The sequence below is a fragment of the Microbacterium sp. I2 genome, assembly GCF_051364985.1.
Taxonomy (GTDB): Bacteria; Actinomycetota; Actinomycetes; order Actinomycetales; family Microbacteriaceae; genus Microbacterium.
In genome coordinates this window covers 226,311-243,418 of sequence record NZ_JBLWIH010000010.1, presented here as the reverse complement: position 1 = coordinate 243,418, position 17,108 = coordinate 226,311, and the positions used below count along the sequence as shown (strand labels likewise).

16 protein-coding genes are annotated in these 17,108 nt (G+C 69.1%); 4 read left to right on the top strand and 12 right to left on the bottom strand.

Annotated elements, in window-relative coordinates; translation table 11 throughout:
• Positions 1–53: 53 nt before the first annotated feature.
• Complete coding sequence (locus ACLKM7_RS10310) at positions 54–2,138, top strand: alpha-1,4-glucan--maltose-1-phosphate maltosyltransferase (protein ID WP_436447098.1); 2,085 nt, start codon at positions 54–56, stop codon at positions 2,136–2,138.
• Positions 2,135–4,312 (top strand): 1,4-alpha-glucan branching protein GlgB, encoded by a 2,178-nt coding sequence (glgB, locus tag ACLKM7_RS10305; protein ID WP_436447097.1) that lies wholly within the window; start codon positions 2,135–2,137, stop codon positions 4,310–4,312. Before ACLKM7_RS10310 ends, glgB begins: the two co-directional genes overlap by 4 nt.
• Positions 4,313–4,344: 32 nt before the next feature.
• Here the strand turns inward: glgB and ACLKM7_RS10300 are convergent, their stop codons facing one another.
• Together ACLKM7_RS10300 and ACLKM7_RS10295 are read right to left on the bottom strand one after the other, a co-directional pair.
• Positions 4,345–5,322, bottom strand: a complete 978-nt coding sequence (locus tag ACLKM7_RS10300) for a tetratricopeptide repeat protein (RefSeq protein WP_436447096.1) — start codon at positions 5,320–5,322, stop codon at positions 4,345–4,347.
• Positions 5,319–7,202 (bottom strand): glycosyl transferase, encoded by a 1,884-nt coding sequence (locus ACLKM7_RS10295; RefSeq protein ID WP_436447095.1) that lies wholly within the window; start codon positions 7,200–7,202, stop codon positions 5,319–5,321. Before ACLKM7_RS10295 ends, ACLKM7_RS10300 begins: the two co-directional genes overlap by 4 nt.
• Positions 7,203–7,381: 179 nt before the next feature.
• Here ACLKM7_RS10295 and ACLKM7_RS10290 point away from each other — a divergent pair, with 179 nt between their 5' ends.
• A complete protein-coding gene (locus ACLKM7_RS10290; protein ID WP_436447094.1) occupies positions 7,382–8,458 on the top strand; it encodes an AI-2E family transporter in 1,077 nt (358 codons plus the stop codon).
• Here the strand turns inward: ACLKM7_RS10290 and ACLKM7_RS10285 are convergent, their stop codons facing one another.
• From ACLKM7_RS10285 to rpsB, 9 genes are all read right to left on the bottom strand, one after another.
• The gene (locus tag ACLKM7_RS10285; RefSeq protein WP_436447093.1) at positions 8,459–9,187 is read right to left on the bottom strand and encodes an alpha/beta hydrolase; all 729 of its coding nucleotides are present in this window, start codon (positions 9,185–9,187) and stop codon (positions 8,459–8,461) included.
• Between the two features lies 1 nt (position 9,188).
• Positions 9,189–9,473, bottom strand: a complete 285-nt coding sequence (locus ACLKM7_RS10280) for a hypothetical protein (RefSeq protein WP_436447092.1) — start codon at positions 9,471–9,473, stop codon at positions 9,189–9,191.
• A 3-nt stretch (positions 9,474–9,476) separates the two neighbouring features.
• A complete protein-coding gene (locus ACLKM7_RS10275) occupies positions 9,477–10,217 on the bottom strand; it encodes a lytic transglycosylase domain-containing protein (protein ID WP_436447091.1) in 741 nt (246 codons plus the stop codon).
• 57 nt (positions 10,218–10,274) lie between these two features.
• The gene (locus ACLKM7_RS10270) at positions 10,275–10,838 is read right to left on the bottom strand and encodes a DivIVA domain-containing protein (RefSeq protein WP_436447090.1); all 564 of its coding nucleotides are present in this window, start codon (positions 10,836–10,838) and stop codon (positions 10,275–10,277) included.
• Positions 10,839–10,878: 40 nt separating this feature from the next.
• Complete coding sequence (locus ACLKM7_RS10265) at positions 10,879–11,928, bottom strand: phosphatidate cytidylyltransferase (protein WP_436447089.1); 1,050 nt, start codon at positions 11,926–11,928, stop codon at positions 10,879–10,881.
• 9 nt (positions 11,929–11,937) lie between these two features.
• Positions 11,938–12,492, bottom strand: coding sequence for a ribosome recycling factor (gene frr / locus ACLKM7_RS10260; RefSeq protein WP_436447088.1), 555 nt, complete (start codon positions 12,490–12,492; stop codon positions 11,938–11,940).
• 51 nt (positions 12,493–12,543) lie between these two features.
• Positions 12,544–13,263, bottom strand: coding sequence for a UMP kinase (gene pyrH / locus ACLKM7_RS10255; RefSeq protein ID WP_168914118.1), 720 nt, complete (start codon positions 13,261–13,263; stop codon positions 12,544–12,546).
• Between the two features lie 83 nt (positions 13,264–13,346).
• Positions 13,347–14,174 carry a translation elongation factor Ts gene (gene tsf, locus ACLKM7_RS10250; RefSeq protein WP_436447087.1) on the bottom strand — a complete coding sequence of 276 codons (828 nt, stop codon included), beginning with the start codon at positions 14,172–14,174 and terminating at the stop codon, positions 13,347–13,349.
• Between the two features lie 92 nt (positions 14,175–14,266).
• A complete protein-coding gene (rpsB, locus tag ACLKM7_RS10245; protein ID WP_436447086.1) occupies positions 14,267–15,268 on the bottom strand; it encodes a 30S ribosomal protein S2 in 1,002 nt (333 codons plus the stop codon).
• A 341-nt stretch (positions 15,269–15,609) separates the two neighbouring features.
• Here rpsB and ACLKM7_RS10240 point away from each other — a divergent pair, with 341 nt between their 5' ends.
• A complete protein-coding gene (locus tag ACLKM7_RS10240) occupies positions 15,610–16,158 on the top strand; it encodes a murein hydrolase activator EnvC family protein (RefSeq protein ID WP_436447085.1) in 549 nt (182 codons plus the stop codon).
• Between the two features lie 36 nt (positions 16,159–16,194).
• Here ACLKM7_RS10240 and ACLKM7_RS10235 read toward each other — a convergent pair whose 3' ends face one another.
• Complete coding sequence (locus tag ACLKM7_RS10235; RefSeq protein WP_436447084.1) at positions 16,195–17,100, bottom strand: tyrosine recombinase XerC; 906 nt, start codon at positions 17,098–17,100, stop codon at positions 16,195–16,197.
• Positions 17,101–17,108 lie beyond the last annotated feature (8 nt).

The window sequence follows — 17,108 nt, the reverse complement described above, 5'->3', positions numbered from 1 at the left end:
CCCGCCCGGTCCCTCGCCTGTCGTCTCGCCCCGTCGCAGGGTAGGTTCGAGACGTGGTCACGACGACGCGCTCCGCGCGCTCCCGCCCGTGGCGGAGCGCCTCGGCCATCCCTGTCCGCGACGCCCGCCCTTCGCTGACCGAGCCCCCGACGACGTCGCGGCGCGTTCCGCTGGCCCAGCCCGCGCCATCCGTCCCATGGGGCGACTTCCGCCCGAAAGCCTTCACCGGGGAGGCTGTGCCCTTCCGCGTCACGGCGTTCCGTGAGGGCCACGACCGCATCGGCGTCCAGGTGCGGCTGTTCGCGCCCTCCGGTGACGAGTCGCTTCATCGCCTCCGTCCGCTTCTGGACGGGTGGGACCGATGGCAGGCCGAAGTCGCGGTCCTCGAGGAGGGGGTGTGGCGGTTCCGCTTCGAGGCGTTCGGCGACGACTTCGCAACGTGGCAGCATGCTGCCGACGTCAAGATCGCCGCGGGGGTGGATCCCGGCCTCATGCGCGAGCTTGGCGCACGCCTGTTCGACAGCGCCGCCGCTGACAAGGCGCGGCCCTCCGCCGAGCGTCGCACCCTCACCGCCGCCGCCACCACGTTGCGAGACGTGTCGGTGGACGACGAGGGCGCGCTCGAGGTCGTGCGGAATCCGGCTCTGGCGGAGATCTTCCGAGTGCGACCCGCCATGTCGCTCGTCACGATCGGCGAAGAACGCGAGCTGCTCGTCGAGCGGGCACGCGCCGGCGTCGGCGCATGGTACGAGCTCTTCCCCCGTTCGGAAGGCGCTCGACGCATGAAGGACGGCTCCATCAAGAGCGGGACCTTTCGCACCGCGATGAAGCGGCTTCCCGCCGTCGCGGCGATGGGTTTCGACGTCGTGTACCTGCCGCCGATCCACCCGATCGGTCACACCAACCGCAAGGGACGCAACAACACCCTCGAGGCGCTGCCCGGCGACCCCGGTTCCCCGTACGCGATCGGCGGGCCGGAGGGCGGACATGACGCCATCCATCCCGATCTCGGCACACCGGCGGACTTCCGGGCGTTCGTCCGCGCCGCCGCGGGCGAGGGGATGGAAGTCGCGCTCGACCTGGCGCTGCAGGCCTCACCGGATCATCCCTGGGTCACCGAGCATCCGGAATGGTTCACCGTGCTCCCGGACGGCACGATCGCCTATGCCGAGAACCCGCCCAAGAAGTACCAGGACATCTATCCTGTCAACTTCGACACCGACCCTGACGGCATCTACGCCGAGGTCCTCCGGATCGTGCGTCACTGGGTGGCCCAGGGCGTGAAGATCTTCCGGGTCGACAATCCCCACACCAAGCCGCTGCAATTCTGGGAGTGGCTGATCGCCACGGTGAACGCAGAGAGTCCCGAGGTGATCTTCCTCTCGGAGGCGTTCACCCGCCCCGCTGTCATGCAGAGCCTCGCCGCCGTCGGTTTCCAGCAGAGCTACTCGTACTTCACCTGGCGCAACACGAAGGCCGAGCTCGAGGAATTCCTCACGTCGATCGCGCATGAGACCGCGGACTACATGCGACCCAACCTCTTCGTGAACACCCACGACATCCTCACGGAGTACCTCCAGTACGGCGGGCGCGCGGCGTACCGGATCCGCGCAGCCATCGCGGCCACTGCGGCCCCCACCTACGGCGTCTACGCGGGATACGAGCTGTTCGAGAACGTGGCACGGCCGGGTTCGGAAGAGAACATCGACAACGAGAAGTACGAGTACAAGTTCCGCGACTGGGCGGGGGCGATCGAACACGGCGACTCGCTCGCCCCGTTCTTGACGAGGCTCAACGAGATCCGCCGCGCGCACCCGGCCCTTCGTCAGCTCCGCGACCTCAGCATCCACTGGAGTGACGACGACGCGATCCTGGTCTACTCCAAGCACCTGGACGGCGCGCTCTCACCCGACGGCCGGAACGACACGATCATCGTCGTCGTCAACACCGACGCGCACTCGGTCCGCCAGACGATGGTCCACCTCGACACGCGCGTGTGGGGCGTCGAGCCCGGCGAGCCGTTCGAGGTCGAGGACCTCGTCACCGGAGCCCGCTGGACCTGGTCCGACCACAACTACGTGATGCTCGACGCGTTCACCGAGCCCGTCCACATCCTCCACGTGAAGGAGCCGCGATGACACCGATCGAGCAGATACTGGATGCCGTCGCGGCGGGTTCGCACCACGACCCCCACGCCGTGCTGGGGATGCATCCCGGTACGGATGCCGAAGGCACCACGACCTGGACCATCCGGGCACGCCGTCCGCTGGCGCGCAGCGTGACGGCGGTGTTCGACGACGGCACCCGCGTGCCTCTCGAGCACGTGCGCGAAGGGATCTGGGAGGGGACGCGTGCCGGCTCGCCGGACCGATACGAACTGGTCGCGAGCTACCCGGATGGCCCCGACTACACCGCCGACGATCCGTACCGGCACACGCCGACCATCGGCGAGCTCGACCTGCACCTCATCGGCGAGGGACGACACGAGGAGCTCTGGCGCGTGCTCGGCGCGCACGTGCGCGAGCACGACGGCTCACTCGGCACCGCCTTCACGGTGTGGGCGCCGAATGCCCGCGCGGTGCGGGTGGTCGGCGATTTCAACGGCTGGGACGGACAGGGCCACGCGATGCGCTCCATGGGCGGCAGCGGCGTGTGGGAGCTGTTCGTCCCCGGCATCGGCGCCGGAACCCGCTACAAGTTCGAACTGCTGAGCAGGCGTGGGCAATGGGTCGTGAAGGCCGATCCGATGGCCCGGTATGCCGAACTGCCGCCGGCGACGGCATCCGTCGTCATGGAGTCGTCGTACACGTGGCGCGACGGGGCCTGGCTGTCGGAGCGCGCACGCACAGCGCCGGTGTCGCAGCCCATGTCGGTCTACGAGCTGCATCTCGGTTCGTGGCGCCAGGGACTCTCTTACCGCGATGCCGCGGAAGAGCTGATCGACTACGTCGCCGCGCAGGGATTCACGCACGTCGAGTTCCTGCCGCTGGCGGAGCACCCGTTCGGCGGCTCGTGGGGCTATCAGGTCACGGGCTACTACGCGCCGACCAGCCGATTCGGCCATCCGGACGATCTCAGATATCTGATCGACCGGCTGCACCAGGCCGGCATCGGCGTGATCATGGATTGGGTGCCCGGCCACTTCCCCAAGGACGACTTCGCTCTCGCACGCTTCGACGGCGAACCCCTGTACGAGCATCCCGATCCGCGTCGCGGCGAACACCGCGACTGGGGGACCTACATCTTCGACTACGGTCGCAACGAGGTGCGCAACTTCCTCGTCGCGAACGCCCTGTACTGGTTCGAGGAGTTCCACGTCGACGGCCTGCGCGTGGACGCCGTGGCGTCCATGCTCTACCTCGACTACTCGCGCGAGGACGGCGAATGGGTGCCGAACGTCCACGGCGGCCGCGAGAACCTCGAGACCATCCGGTTCCTGCAGGAGGTGAACGCGACGGCCTACAAGCGCTATCCGGGCATCTCGATGATCGCCGAGGAGTCGACCAGCTTCCCGGGCGTGACGGCGCCGACGAGCCAGGCGGGGCTAGGATTCGGCTTCAAGTGGAACATGGGGTGGATGAACGACTCGCTGCAGTACATCGCGAGGGATCCCATCCACCGCTCGCATCACGAAGGCGAGATGTCGTTCTCGTTCGTGTACGCCTTCAGCGAGAACTTCGTGCTCCCCATCAGCCACGACGAGGTCGTCCACGGCAAGGGCAGCCTGTTGGCACGCATGCCCGGCGACCACTGGCAGAAGCTCGCGAACATGCGCGCGTTCCTGGCATACATGTGGGGTCACCCCGGCAAGCAGCTGCTGTTCATGGGCCAGGAGTTCGGGCAGCTCTCGGAATGGTCCGAGGGGCGCTCGCTCGACTGGTGGCTGCTCGACCAGCCCTCCCATGCCCAGCTGCACGATTTCGTCGCCGTGCTCAACCGCGTCTACCGCGAGCACTCGGCCTTGTGGGCGAGAGACAGCGACGGCGCGGCGTTCTCACGCCTGGGCGCCCCTCGCTGGAACCCGAACGTGATCGCGTTCGCCCGCCGCGACTGGAACGGCAACGCGGTCGTGGTGGCGGCGAACTTCTCCGGCTCGCCCGTCACCTCGTACGAGCTGGACCTGCCCGAGGCCGGGGTGTGGCACGAGATCCTCAACACCGACGCGCAGGAGTACGGCGGTTCGCGAGTCGGCAACCTCGGCGTGGTTCACGCCGCGGAGAGCGGGCGAGCCTCGCTCGTCCTGCCGCCGCTGGGCGTGCTGTGGCTGCGGCATGACCCGCAGGCGCACATCCCGTCGCCCTCACGAGGCTGACGGAGCCCCAGCCGATTCGCGTCGGGCTGCCGTCAGAACAGCAGCGAGGCGAGGCGCCCGCGTGCCGACAGGACGCGGGGGTCGGCATCGCCGACGAGCGCGAAGAACTCGAGCAGGCGCTCACGCACCGGTCCGCGTTCGTCGGAAGGCAGCTGCGCGAACAGGTCGAGCAGGCGCGCGAAGGCATCCTCGACATGTCCGCCGGCGAGGTCCAGGTCGGCGACGACGAGCTGAGCGGCGACGTCCGTGGGGGCTGCGGCGGCTGCGGCGCGCGCGGCCTGCAGATCGGCGCCCTGCACGCGGTCGAGAAGCCTGACCTGGCCGAGACCGGCCCGTGCTTCTTCATCCCGCGGGTTCTCGGCCAGCGCGCGCTCGTACGCCGTGAACGCGCGCGGGTAGTCGCCCTCTTCGATGGCGGCATACGCCTCGGCGTGAAGGGGCGGCAGCGGCGGCTCCGCAGGCGCCTCGGGTGCCTCGGCGGTCGGGTCTGCGTCCGCCGAAGCGGTGCCGGTGACACCGTTCTGCGCGGCGAGCTGCAGGAGCTGCGCGAACACGTCGCGCACCTGCTGCTCCGGCACGGCCCCGGTGAACAGCGGCACCGGCTGGCCGCCGACAAGGGCGACGACCATCGGGATCGACTGCGCACGGAAAGCCTGGGAGAGCTGCGGGTTCGCGTCGACATCCACCTTGGCCAGGACGAGACGACCTGCGAGCTCGGTCACCACGCGCTCCAGCACGGGGCTCAGCTGCTTGCAGGGACCGCACCACTCCGCCCACAGATCGATCACCACGGGAACGACCCGCGACAGCTCGAGGATCTGCGGGAACGTCTCGTCGGTGACGTCCATCACCAACGAGGGCACCACCACAGCCTCGCCGGGGGTACCGGCAGGGCCGGGTGCTCCGGCGGGCACGGCCTGGCCGCCGGTTGCCGGCTGGGCGGGGCGGTTGCGAAGCGTCGACAGATCGACGGCTCCGCGCAGAGTGGGGCCGAGGGCGGGATCGCTCAAGAGATCACCTTCGCGTCGAGGATGTCAGAGGAATAGCCGAGCAGGCGGATCTTCTCGCCCGAACCGGAACCAGGGACGTAGAAGAAGACCTGATCCGTGAACGTCGTGGTGAATCCCGTCGCCGACTGATCGGCACCGGTGAGCACCTTGGCCCGCGGATTGTTCTCGGTCTTGATCACGGCGTCCTCGGTGGTCGGCCGGACGGTGTCGGTCTCGTGGATGTTGACCGCCACGATCGCGCCGCTCTCGATGGTAGCGAGTGCGAACGGCGGCTGCGTGCCGGCGCTCGCCTGGAACTCGAAGGTTCCCGTCCCCGTTCCCGTCTGGTTGAACTCGTCCAGGCGTCGCTGGCGATCCGCCGCGATGCTGGCGCGCATCTGGTCGCCCTCCGGGTCGAACACGTCGTAGAACGCGCTCTCCTCGCCGTTGTCGATGACATCGGCGTACGCGGCCGCGATCTCTTCGGGCGCCATCAGCAGGAACGGCGAATCCGGCTCGACCTGCGTCGCGCCGATGTAGGCGGGGGCAAGGTCGGGCAGCGGGGTTGAGGCTTCGAGGCTGGCGATGTACGACAGCTTGTAGTCCGACCAGGCATCCTGCTGCGTCATCAGCATGATGCTCGACGTCTTGGAGGCCGAGTCATCGGCGACGGCGATGACCGAACGCGGCCAGCCGTCGAACGCCTGGGGAAGGATGACCTTCAGCGGCTTGGAGAGGATCCCGGCCGGAGCCTGGTAGTCGGCCAGGCTCCCGCGGATCTTGTAGTTCGTCTCACGGGCCGCCAGCGCCGCGCCCTCCAGGCGCGTCGCTGCGAGCTCGGCGTCCATCGCGGCGTCCGCATCGGCGATCGTCGAGGCGATGCGGGTGAGGATGCGCTCCGCCTGGGGCTTGGTCACGGCGGGCGCTTGCTGACCTTCCGGGGCGATCACCGTCGCGGTCGGAGTGGGTGTCGGCGTCGCGCCGAACTGCGGCCAGGCGTCAGCTGCGCAACCGGTGAACAGCAGCGCCGAGACGGCGACTGCGGGAACGACGGCGAATGCCCGGCGACCCGACGTGACCGCGCGACGACGGGTCGGGGCATCCGAGCTGCTGATGACGCCCTTGTCGGCACCGTCGACCGCGAGATCTATCGGCTCGGTGACAGGCAGCGGCAGCCCCTTGCGGCGCGGGCCGCGCGAGCGACGTGCATGGCGGATCCCCAGGATGTACAGGAAGACGCCGATCGCCATCAGGATGCCACCGCCCACGATGAGCGGACCCGCCCACGGGGTCGTCGTCTGCAGGGGCCACGACACCGAGACGGTGCTCGGCGCGGCAGCGGTGCCGTCCGTGGCCACCAAGACGCTCATGTCCTCGGGCAGCTGCAGCGGGGCGATCAAGATGTCGGACTGCTGGAACTCGTCCAGCCACAGGTCGGACCCGACCGGATTGCGGCCGGGAGAACCGGTCGCGCCATCGCCCGTCTCATCCCCTGGAGCCGCCTGCTCTGTTGCCGGCGGCTCGGTCGCCGCCGGGTCCGCGGCCTCACCGGATTCGGCGTCGGCCGGATCCACCGGCTCAGGCTCGACGAGGGTGGTGACGACCTCGCCATCGCGGTCCACCGTGACCCGGTTGTATTCGGCGTCCGACAGCCACGCTTGAACGTCGGCGGCGCGCCCGTAGGCGGCGAAGAGGTCGCCTTCCCCTTGCACGCGCAGCGTCTGCGTGCCGGGCATCTGGTTGAGCACGGCCCCGTCGATCATCAGGTAGGGAGCATCCTCCTCGACCGAGATCGACGCGGTCTCGGTCCGGGGTCCCTGGAAGATCGTCCGCTGGGCGATGCCCGCCCCGATCATCACGGCGGCGAGCACGAACGCCGCAACGGCCCACACGAAACGCACGAAGTACACCTTTCCGAGGACACGCGTTTAGGGCACGGTCCTTCGATTCGACATTTCAGACTAGCGAACATGACCTGAAAGGGGCCCGGGAGGCACCATTCCCCGGCCTGAACGCCAGTCATGCGTATCCTGACCTGACAAGGCAGAGCGGCGATCACGCCGAGGAGGGGATCCGTCCGGTGAAGATCCACAACCCGTTCAGGGTGGCGCTGGTCGCCACACTCGGTGTCGGCCTGGGGCTGCTGCTGATCGGCAGCATCCAGACGCTGTCGACGATCCTGCTGTACGTCGGCACGGCGCTGTTCCTGTCGCTGGGTCTCGAGCCCGTCGTCTCCTGGCTGGAGCGGCGCAAGCTCCCGCGGTGGGCAGCGGTGCTCATCACGATCCTCGCCGTGCTCGCCGCCTTCGCCGGGATCATCCTGATGATCGTGCCGATCATCGTGCAGCAGATCGGCCAGCTCGTGGCAGAGATCCAGAAGCTCGCCGAGGACGGGGTCTTCGACGATCCCGTCGGCGGGATCCAGGATTGGCTCCACGCCGTCTTCCCCACGCTGAACGTCGACGACGTGTGGGCGTACGTCGAGGACTGGTACGCGTCGCTGGATATCGGAGCGATCGGCGGCGAGATCGGCGGCGGCATCATCGCCGTGGTGGGCTCGATCATCGCCGGATTCGGCGGCGCATTCATCATCCTCATCCTGACGATCTACTTCACGGCCTCGACGCCGAACCTCAAGCGAGCGGTCTACCAGCTCGTTCCGGCATCCAAGCGCGCACGCTTCATCGATCTGGGCGAGCAGATCACCGATTCGGTCGGCTACTACGTCATCGGGCAGGTGAGTCTCGGTGTGATCAACGGGGTCCTGAGCGCGATCCTTCTCACGATCATCGGGGCGCCGTTCCCCGCCGTCCTCGCCGTCATCGCCTTCTTCTTCTCGCTGATCCCGCTGGTGGGTACGCTCACCGGCTCGACGATCATCGTGCTGACATGTCTGATCCCGGGCCTCGGGACGCCCGCGACGGCGCCGATCATCGCCGCGATCTACTACCTGATCTACATGCAGATCGAGGCGTACATCATCTCGCCGCGCATCATGGGCCGCGCCGTCGCGGTGCCGGGGGCCGTCGTGGTCATCGCGGCTCTCGCCGGAGGATCGCTGCTGGGTCTGCTGGGCGCACTGGTGGCGATCCCCGTGGCCGCGAGCATCCTGATCATCTACCGCCAGGTCGTGATCCCGCGCCAGAACGAGCGCTGATCACGCGCCGACGAAGACCGGCCCATCCCATTCGGTCGGCAGCGGCAGCGCATCGGGGTGGACCGCCGCGACGATCTCGGTGAGCACACGCCGCGTCTGGGCCTCTCCGACCCATAGATGCTTGCCGCCCTCCACCGGGATGAGGACGGCCTCGGGCACGCTCGCGAAGCGCTCGGCGGCGGCATCCGGACGGAGATAGTCGTCGAATTCCGGCACCACGACGATCAGCGGGCGCGGGTCGCCGGCCCATGCGGCGACCTCGGCGTCCGTCGCGCGGTGCAGCGGCGGCGAGAGAAGCACCGCACCCTCGATGGCGTGATCGCGGCCGTATTTCAGTGCCAGCTCGGTACCGAAGGACCATCCCACGAGCCACGGGCGCGGCAACCCCCGCTCGTGCACGAAGTCCATCGCGGCTGCGACATCGAAGGCTTCGGCACGTCCGCCGTCGAACGCCCCCTCGCTCGTGCCGCGCGGAGATGATGTGCCGCGCGTGTTGAAGCGGAGCACGGCGAGATCCGCCAGTGCCGGCAGCCGCGCCGCGGCTTTGCGGAGGATGTGCGAGTCCATGAACCCGCCCGCTGTCGGAAGCGGGTGAAGCGTCACCAGGGTCGCGACGGGGTCTCGTTCCTCGGGCAGGGCGAGCTCGCCCACGAGCGTCAGCCCGTCCAGCGTGTGGAGCTCGATCTCCTCACGCCGAGCAGGCAGCTGCATCGGACCGCGGATCTCCATGTCAGGCCACCTTCCAGCAGTGCTGATGCCAGTGACGTCGCGCGGCCAGGTCGGCCGCGTCTCCGAGCACGCCGTCGGCGCGCCACGCGACCAGATGCGCGACACCGATGTCGATCTGGCGCCCGCAGCCGGGACAGATGTAAGCCTTCTGCGCCTGCACCGCCGAGACCGGCTGCACCGTCCACTCCACGCCGCGCCGCATCTCGGTGCGCTTCCACCCCGCCAGCAGGCGCTCAAGCGAGTCGTCGCCGCTGGGTTCGGGGCGGCGGCGATGAGACCGCGGCATGGCTCAGTACCAGCCGACGCGCTGCGAGTGATCCCACGCGCCGCACGGTGTGCCGTAGCGTCCGCCGATGTAACCCAGTCCCCACGCGATCTGCGTCGCGGGGTTGGTCTCCCAATCGGCACCGGCGGTCGCCATCTTGTTGCCGGGAAGAGCCTGCGGGATGCCGTAGGCACCGCTCGACGCGTTGTAGGCGTTGACGCGCCAGCCGGACTCCTTCTTCCACAGCGCCACCAGGCACGCGAATTGGTCGTCGCCCCAGCCGCGGGCGAGCACCATGTCGTAGGCGATGGCCTGGGCGGACCCGGGGTCGGGAGTCACGAAAGGCGGTCGCCAGCCCCCGGACGTGGACCCTGTGCCTCGCGCCTGAACCGTCGGAGTGGGCGTGGGCTTGGGCTTCACGAAGACCGTGTACCCGCCTCGGTCGAGCGCCGTCGGCTCGGCGGGGTCGGCTTCCTCGGCCGCGACGACCCGCTGGATGTCGCCCAGCGAACTGGCGTACAGCGAGATCGGCGGGCTCTCCTCGGCACTGGCCTGTGTCAGTGCAAGACCGGTCGGTCCGATGTACGCGGCGACGAAGCCGACGGCCGCGAACGCGGCGAACACACCGAGCACACTGCGGCGACGCGACCATCGGGTCGGCGCAGGTGCGCGCCGCGCGGACGCGGGAGCAGACGTGGCGACGACGGTCGAGACGGACTGACGCCGGGCGCGCCGGGTGGGGGTCAGCTCGGTTCCGGAAGTCACAGTGGTCCCGATTCTAGCCATGGCCACCGCACCGTGCCATCCGATGGCCTGGGCGCGTCACCGGACGGCGAGAATGACCTCGACGACGGCGTCGAGGACGGCATCCACCTGCACTTCGCGGTAGCCGCCGCGCTGCATGCGGAACGCCACCGAGCGGACCTGCTCGGCGGTGAGTGAATCGCCCGTCTCGAGGTACCGCGAGATCTTGTCGGAGACGAGGTCGACCTCGTCGATCCGGTAGCCGTAGCGCAGGGCCGAGACCCGGTCGAACCGGTGCCGACGTGGCCGCGACAGACGGTCGAGCACTGTCTGTGCGGTCTCGCGTGTGTGGCCGACCCAGGCCCGCGCGCCGGCGCGCGACATGGCGTCCGCCCGTTCGCGGGCCGCGAAGGCATCCTCGATGCGTCCGAGAGCGGCGTCCACGGAGGCGATGGCGTACCCGTGGCGCACCAGTGGGAACGCGGCATGGCGGACGTCCGTCGAGGAGAGATCGTCGGAGCCGGTCTCGAACGCGGCGCGAGCCCGATCCATGAACTCGTCGACCGCGTGCTTGTCGTAGCCCTTCTCCCGCCCGTGCGCCTCCGGGAAGGATGCGCGGGCCGCGGCTTCCGGAGCCGTCACGAGACGTCCGTCACGGTGCTGAGAGTCACGGTGCTGAGAGTCACATTGCCGCCAAGGGGGTGAAGAGGTAGTACAAGGCCAGTGCCGCGACCGTCGACGGAAGGATCGAGTCGAGGCGATCGAGCACGCCGCCGTGTCCGGGAAGCCACGAGCTCATGTCCTTGATGCCGAGATCGCGCTTGATCATCGATTCTCCCAGGTCGCCGGCAGTCGCCGTGCCGAGGATCAGGATGCCGAGCACAAGCCCCATCCACCAGTCGAGCCCGAGCATGAACATGCCGACGAGGACGCCCGCCACCATCGCGGCGACGGCAGCGCCGGCGAAGCCCTCCCACGTCTTCTTGGGGCTGATCCGTGGTGCCATCGGATGCCTGCCGAACGAGATGCCCGCGACGTAGGCGCCGGTGTCGACCGCGACGGCCACGATGATGAAGGCGAGCACCCACCACTCCCCGCCCTCCTGCGCGAGCAGCAGGATGCACAGGCTCGCGAGGAAAGACACGTAGAGCTGGATGAAGGCGCCGACGAGGACATCGCCCAGCACCAGTGCGTATGTGCGCCCGTCGTTGGACGCCATCTGCGCCACGAGGCGCCAGACGATCACGACGGCGAGGCAGACGAACAGCACGATCCACTGCAGCCAGGCGTCGACGAAGTAGGCCGCGACGACGATCACGGCGCCGGAGGCGAGTTGCGGAACCAGGTCGACACGGCGCCCACTCGCCGACAGGGCGCGCGAGAACTCGAAGATCGCCAGCAGCACTGCGGCCAGAGCGAACACCAGGAACGCCCACTTGACGAACAGCAGCGAGCCCAGCAGCACCGCGCCGATGGCGAGGCCGATCAGGATCGCGAGGATCAGGTCTCGCCCGGTGCGCTCCTTGATGCGCTCGTTGGCCTCCTCGAACTCTGCCTTGGCCTGCGCGACCTGACTCTCGAGCTCGCTCCGCGCCGCCCGCAGGTGCGACTGCAGCATGGCAGCGGGGTCGTTGGGGTCGACAGCGCGGCGCGATTCGCCCATCTCGCGGCGCGTGCGCGGGACGTCCCGCGGTTCGCTCCCGCTGTCGGCTCCCCCGGGTGCGTCGGTCATGGACGGACCTCAGACCTCGAGGAGTTCGGCCTCTTTGCGCTTGAGCGCGTCGTCGATCGCGTCGACGTGCGCACGCGTGAGGGCATCGAGCTCCTTCTCGGCGCGGCCGAGCTCGTCCTCGCCGACCTCGCTCTTGAGGGCGTCGAGGTCGTCCTTCGCCTTGCGCCGGATGCCGCGCAGGTGGACCTTGTGGTCCTCACCCTTCGAGCGCACCAGCTTGACGTACTCCTTACGACGCTCCTGCGTGAGCTCGGGCATCGTGACGCGCACGATGTTGCCGTCGTTGGTCGGGTTCACGCCCAGATTCGGGACGTCGCGGATCGCCTCCTCGATCGCCTTCAGCGCCGACTTGTCATACGGCGTGATGATCAGCGACCGCGCCTCGGGGCTGTTGATCGAAGCCAGCTGCGCGAGCGGTGTGGGGGTGCCGTAGTAGTCGACGAGGACCTTCTGGAACAGCTGCGGGTTCGCACGCCCGGTGCGAACCGTCGCGAAGTCCTCCTTCGCAGCCTCGACGGCGCGGTCCATTCGCGCTCCGGCTTCGGCCAAGACGTCCGCGATCACAGTGTCTCCTTCGCGTTGATGGGGCTGCTCAAGTGTATCGGCGGGTGGCCGTCAGGCCGTGACCAGCGTGCCGATCGAGTCGCCGAGCAGCGCGCGGGTGACATTGCCCGACGGCTCCATGCCGAACACGCGCATGTCCATCCGGTTGTCCATGCAGAGGCTGAAGGCCGTCGAATCGACCACTTTGAGCCCACGCTGGAGCGCATCGAGGTACGTGATCCGGTCGATGCGGGTGGCCGAGGCATCCTTCTTCGGATCCGCGGTGTACACGCCGTCCACGCCGTTCTTCGCCACCAGCACCTCCTGGGCGCCGATCTCGAGAGCGCGCTGCGCGGCAACCGTGTCGGTCGAGAAGTACGGCAGCCCTGCGCCGGCGCCGAAGATGACGACGCGGCCCTTCTCCATGTGGCGCTCGGCTCGGCGCGGGATGTACGGCTCGGCGACCTGGGTCATCGAGATCGCGGACTGCACCCGCGTGGCGGCGCCGGCCTGCTCGAGGAAGTCCTGGAGCGCGAGCGCGTTCATGACCGTGCCGAGCATGCCCATGTAGTCGGCCCGACCACGGTCCATGCCGCGCTGGCTGAGCTCCGCGCCGCGGAAGAAGTTGCCGCCACCGACCACGACCGCGATCTCGACTCGGTCGACCGCGGCTGCGATCTCGCGCGCCATCTGGCTGACGACGTCGGGGTTCACACCCAGCTGGCCGCCTCCGAACGCCTCGCCGGACAGCTTCAGGAGGACGCGGCGGCGTCCGGTGGTCTCGTTGATCACTGTGGTCCTCTCGCCTATGACAACCTACCGAAGGGCATGAGAAAAGGCCCGCATCGGAATACGATGCGGGCCCTCGCGATGTCTCAGGCGCCGACCTTGAAGCGGGCGAAGCCCGTCAGGGTGAGCCCTGCGTCCTTGGCCACCTGGGCCACGGACTGCTTGTTGTCCTTGGCGTAGTCCTGGTCGAGGAGCGAGACCTGCTTGAAGAACGCGTTCACGCGTCCCTCGACGATCTTCGGGAGAGCAGCCTCCGGCTTGCCCTCGTTGCGCGAGATCTCGGTGACGATCTCGCGCTCCTTCTCGACCTCGGCCTCGGGGACCTCGTCGCGCGTGAGGTACGACGGGTTCGCGAACGAGATGTGCTGCGCAAGGCTGCGTGCCGTCTCGGCGTCGTCCCCCGAGTAGGCCAGCACGACGCCGACCTGCGGCGGCAGGTCCTTGCTGGTCTTGTGGAGGTAGACCTCGAACTTGTCGCCGGTCAGGGTGCGGACGCGGCGCAGTTCGACCTTCTCGCCGATGATCGCGGCCTCGTCGTCGATCAGCTGGGCGACGGTCTGAGTGCCGGCGGGCGCCGCGAGGGCGGCCTCGACCGAGTCGGCGGCGACGGCGGCCGCGGCATCCGCGACCTTGTCGGCCAGCGCGATGAAGCGGTCGTTCTTCGCGACGAAGTCGGTCTCGCACGCCAGCTCGATGAGCGTGACCTTGCCGCCCTGCTCACGGGCGGTGACCAGGCCCTCGCTCGTGGAACGGTCGGCGCGCTTGGCGTTGCCCTTCGCGCCCTTCAGGCGCAGGATCTCGACGGCCTTCTCGACATCGCCGTCGGCCTCTTCGAGCGCCTTCTTCGTGTCGACCATGCCCGTGCCGAGCTGGTCGCGCAGCGCCTTGATGTCGGCGATCGTGAAGTTTGCCATGGGTGGCGGCTCCTTGATTGTGGTGGATTCCCGGATGCCTGGGCGGGGCCGCATCGCGACCCCGCCCAGGCGTTGCTGATGGAGGAGAACCGTTACTTGTCGGCGTCGGACGCCGCTGCGGCCTCAGCGACGTCGGCATCCGCGACGGCGGATTCGGCGGCGTCGGCGACAGCCTCGGCATCGACGGCGGATGCCTCGGCCTCGGCCTCGGCGACGGCCTCGGTCGTCTCGCCCGCGGCGTCGGCGATCGCCTCGTCGTGAGCGGCGGCGCCGGCGGCGTCAGCCTCGGTCTCGGTCGCGGCGATCGAGACCTCGGCGTCACCGGTGACCGGCGCGCCCTGCTCGAGCAGCTCGCGCTCCCAGTCGGCCAGCGGCTCGGCGTCAGCGGACTCCTCGGTCGGCTGGTGGCGCTGGATGAGACCCTCGGCGGCCGCGTCGGCGATGATGCGCGTGAGCAGGCTCACCGAACGGATCGCGTCGTCGTTGCCGGGGATCGGGTACTGGAACTCGTCGGGGTCGGCGTTGGTGTCGAGGATGCCGATCACCGGGATACCGAGCTTGGCGGCCTCGTCGACGGCGAGGTGCTCGCGCTTGGCGTCCACCACCCAGATCGCCGACGGGGTCTTCTGCAGGTTGCGGATGCCGCCGAGCGACTTGTGCAGCTTGTCGAGCTCGCGCTTCTTGAGGAGGAGCTCCTTCTTGGTGAAGCCGCTCGCCGCCGGGTCGTCGAAGTTGAGCTCTTCGAGCTCCTTCATGCGCGCGAGGCGCTTGGACACGGTCTGGAAGTTGGTGAGGAGCCCGCCCAGCCACCGCTGGTTCACGTAGGGCTGACCCACGCGCGTCGCCTGCTCGGCGATGACTTCCTGCGCCTGCTTCTTGGTGCCGACGAACAGGACGGTGCCGCCGTGTGCGACGGTCTCCTTGACGAACTCGTACGCCTTGTCGATGTACGCGAGCGACTGCTGCAGGTCGATGATGTGGATGCCGCTGCGCTCGGTGAGGATGAAGCGCTTGACCTTCGGATTCCAGCGACGGGTCTGGTGCCCGAAGTGCACGCCGCTGTCGAGCAGCTGGCGAATGGTGACGACGGCCATGGCCGTTCTCCTGTTCCGGCGCCGGGGCGCCTGTTGCGGTTGTCTTCTCGCCGGTCTGCGACCGGCGTGCCTGGTGCCCGGCACACGCCCGCCTCTCAGGTCTTTTCAGACCGATCGAGAGGACCGTAGGGAGTGGATGCCGCGCCGCGCCCTTCGACAAAGCTCAGGGACCGGGGAACCGGAGTTCGCGGCGCTGTGGGCACGCGGAGTCACCCCGACAAGCGGAGTGCGGGTCCCAGTGTACCAGCAGCGACTCCTCCCCTGCGCGGTCCGGCGGGCGACTGTCCACTGATCCCGGTGGTGAGAGCCGCTGCGCGCGCGGACCCGACGATGCTCGGGTCATGCGTCCTCACCGGCCCTCCGGCATCCGTCCTCGTCGCATCGTGGTGACACTCGCGCTCACCGCGTTGCTCGTCGTCGTCACACCGGCGGCAAGCGGGCTCGCCGCACCCGCGCCGGTCGCGACGGAAGCGCCCGTTGCGAACGGTCGGTGGATCTGGCCGCTGGCCGGGTACCGGCTCGAGCGTGCGTTCGTCGCACCGCCGCACCGCTATGGACCGGGCCACCGCGGCATCGATCTGCGGGCGGTGGGAGGGCGAGACGTGCGGGCTCCGGCAGCAGGCACGATCGCGTTCGCGGGACAGGTCGCCGGCCGCCCCGTCCTCACGATCGACCACGGCGACGGGCTCGTGACCACGCTCGAGCCGATCGACTCCGTCCTCGTCCCGGGGACGGCCGTCGCGGCGTCCGAGTTCGTCGGCACGATCGGCGCCGGTGGGCATGCCAGCGCGGGGTCGCTCCACTTCGGGGTGCGCCTGCACGGCGAGTACATCAACCCGATGCTGCTGCTGGGCGGAGTTCCGCGCGCGATCCTGCTCCCGTGCTGCTGAGGCTCCGCGCTGACTCGGGTCCGGCTCTGCTGCGTGTCACGCGCGGGGGTGGGCGAGCCGGTACGACGCGGTGAGGCGCTCGCTGGAGACGTGCGTGTAGATCTGCGTGGTGCCGAGGCTCGCGTGCCCGAGGATCTCCTGCACCGCCCTGAGGTCGGCGCCGCCGTCGAGCAGGTGGGTGGCCGCGGAGTGGCGCAAGGCGTGCGGGCCGATCGTGCCGCCGAGCGCCGGGCCGAGCTCGCGCGCGACGAGCGCATAGACCGTCCTCGGCGCGATCCGCCCGCCACGGGCTCCGAGAAAGAGCGCGGGCTGACCGTCGGGCACGGCGCGGCGTGCGAGCAGGGTCGTCCGACCGCGCACGAGATACGCGTCGACCGCGCGCAGCGCCGGAAGGCCGAAGGGCACGACCCGCTCCTTGGCGCCCTTGCCGAGGACGCGCGCGGTGCGCCGCTCGGCGTCGATGTCGTCGATGTCCAGGCCGCACAGTTCTGAGACACGTACTGCAGACCCGTAGAGCAGTTCCATCATCGCGTGGTCGCGGAGCGCGAGCGGCTCCCCCTCGGCCGCCGCGTCCTCCAGCCTCGCCAGCACCTCGGTGAGGGCGTCGGCCGTCGCGACTCTCGGCAGCGTCCGGCCGCGCTTCGGTGCAACCAGACGCAGGCTGGGGTCCTCTGCGATGACGCCGCTGTCGAGGGCCCACGCGAAGAACCCGCGCACGGCAGCCGTTCGCCTGGCGATGGTCGCGCGCGCATCGCCGGCCTGCACCGCTTGCCACAGCCACTCGCGCAGGTCCTCGAGGGTGACCTCGCCGACGTCGACGGGACCGCAGATCGAGATCAAGCTCGTGAGATCGGAGCCGTACGCGCGGACAGTCGCAGGCGACAGGCGACGGACGTCGGCAAGGTGCCGCGTGTAGGCGGTGGCGGCCTCGTCGATCCTCATGTCACCCA

Coding starts and splice junctions, on each gene's coding strand:
- tsf (WP_436447087.1), bottom strand. CDS start 14,174: ATGGCAAACTTCACGATCGCCGACATCAAGGCGCTGCGCGACCAGCTC.
- rpsB (WP_436447086.1), bottom strand. CDS start 15,268: ATGGCCGTCGTCACCATTCGCCAGCTGCTCGACAGCGGCGTGCACTTC.
- glgB (WP_436447097.1), top strand. CDS start 2,135: ATGACACCGATCGAGCAGATACTGGATGCCGTCGCGGCGGGTTCGCAC.
- ACLKM7_RS10235 (WP_436447084.1), bottom strand. CDS start 17,100: ATGAGGATCGACGAGGCCGCCACCGCCTACACGCGGCACCTTGCCGAC.
- ACLKM7_RS10240 (WP_436447085.1), top strand. CDS start 15,610: ATGCGTCCTCACCGGCCCTCCGGCATCCGTCCTCGTCGCATCGTGGTG.
- ACLKM7_RS10280 (WP_436447092.1), bottom strand. CDS start 9,473: ATGCCGCGGTCTCATCGCCGCCGCCCCGAACCCAGCGGCGACGACTCG.
- ACLKM7_RS10265 (WP_436447089.1), bottom strand. CDS start 11,928: ATGACCGACGCACCCGGGGGAGCCGACAGCGGGAGCGAACCGCGGGAC.
- ACLKM7_RS10285 (WP_436447093.1), bottom strand. CDS start 9,187: ATGGAGATCCGCGGTCCGATGCAGCTGCCTGCTCGGCGTGAGGAGATC.